The organism is Treponema sp. R6D11 (assembly GCF_054786075.1).
Window position 1 is genome coordinate 1 of sequence record NZ_BDHD01000465.1, and the last position, 982, is coordinate 982.

General features: G+C 44.5%; 1 protein-coding gene. It reads right to left on the bottom strand.

The features are described 5' to 3' along the window. Positions 1 to 884, bottom strand: an 884-nt coding sequence (locus ACYVTD_RS13995; RefSeq protein ID WP_461248336.1) for a substrate-binding domain-containing protein, incomplete at its 3' end; no start/stop codon positions are given. Positions 885 to 982: the final 98 nt, after the last annotated feature.

A 982-nucleotide genomic window follows, 5' to 3' on the forward strand; every position in this document is an offset into this window, starting at 1 on the left:
TTAGCGGTGTTCTTAAATACTGTGCTGTATTGTTCGCCGTTTTTAATTGATTCGGCGGATTCATATTCAGCGTCCTGACCTGATGTGATAGGCAATTTACCGCGATATTTGGCATCCGCTTTACAAGCCTGAAGAATAGCGCGGGCAAGTGTGTCATTAGGCGCTAATACCGCGTCTAATGTTACGTTTCTTGCTTCGTTGCTTAACAGGTTTTCCATGCGTGTTTTAGCAATAGGAGCCTGCCAGTTTTCAGTGGCGATTCTCTGGAAATTGCTCTTGTCTGCTGATGTTTTCGGATAAGGTCCGATAACTTTGAGTACGCCTTTGTCGATGAAGGGATTAAGAACGCTCATCGCGCCGTCAAAGAAGAAGAAGGCGTTTCCGTCTGTCGGTGAACCGGCAAACAGGGTGATTAATTTGGGATTTGACGAATCCGCCGCATTCAGGTTAAGTCCGTCTACGATACTCTGGGCTTGAAGAACGCCGACTTTGAAGTTGTTGAATGTGATGTAATAATCATAATCCGCTGAATTTGCGATTATGCGGTCATAAGCTACAACTACAACCTTGTCTTTGCCTGCTTCGGCAATTACGGAAGCTACGCCGTCAGTGATACAACCGACAACAAGCGCTTTTGCGCCCTGAGTCAGGAAGCTCTGAATCTGCTGATTCTGAGTGGGTTGGTTCGCGTCGCCGTACTGAACTTCGGCGCGGTAACCGCGAGCTTCAGCTTCTTTTTGAAGAGAGCTGCCGTCTTTTGTCCAACGAAGAACGTGGGTTTCCGGCATGGCGATACCAATTAAGGATCCGCCTTTGCCTTTGCAACTGACTACCATTGAGGCTGCCAATGCCAAGACTAAAAGAACTGCTAAAAACTTTTTCATGCTATTTCCTCCAAGAAATAAATAATAATTTGTTACAATTATATCAATAAATATTCATACTTAGCAAGATGTTTTTTAGCACCTTTTCATGATTATAA